At 66.6% G+C, this 613-nt stretch carries 1 protein-coding gene; it reads right to left on the minus strand.

The genetic code is table 11. The features are described from left to right. The coding region (locus tag IF11_RS37495) for an AMP-binding enzyme (protein WP_037729521.1) at positions 1-613 on the minus strand (613 nt) is incomplete at both ends.

Consider the following 613-nt stretch of genomic DNA (forward strand, 5'->3'; position numbering starts at 1 on the left):
CGCGGGCAGGGAACGACGGTCCAGCTTGCCGTTGGCGTTCAGGGGCAGCGAGTCCAGTACGACGAAGGCCGCCGGGACCATGTACTCGGGCAGAGCCGACGCCACGTGCTCGCGTACCGCGTCGACGTCCAGGCCCACATCCCCGTCAGCGACCAGGTAGGCGGCCAGGCGCTTCACACCCGGACGATCCTCCCTCGCCACCACCACCGACTGAACAACCGACGCGTGAGACGTCAATACGCTCTCGATCTCGCCGAGTTCGATACGGAACCCCCGCACCTTGACCTGATCATCACCGCGACCCGCATACTCCAACACCCCATCCGCACGCCACCGCACCACATCACCCGTCCCCCAGACACCGACCGGAGCAGGAGACAGTCCACCGTCAAGCACATACGTGGCCTTGCCCGCCACCGGGCGACCGATCGGCACCATCGGCCCTTCAGGCACCTGGTCCGCATCCGAGAACCAGCCCGTCGCATAGACCGTCGCCTCAGTCGGACCATAGATATTGGCCACGACCGCACCCGGCATAGCCTGACGGGTCTGCTCCAGCAGACCGGCAGGGAACGCCTCACCCGCCAGCACCACCAGATCCGCCGAGACATCC

Source organism: Streptomyces scopuliridis RB72 (assembly GCF_000718095.1).
Lineage (GTDB): Bacteria > Actinomycetota > Actinomycetes > Streptomycetales > Streptomycetaceae > Streptomyces > Streptomyces scopuliridis.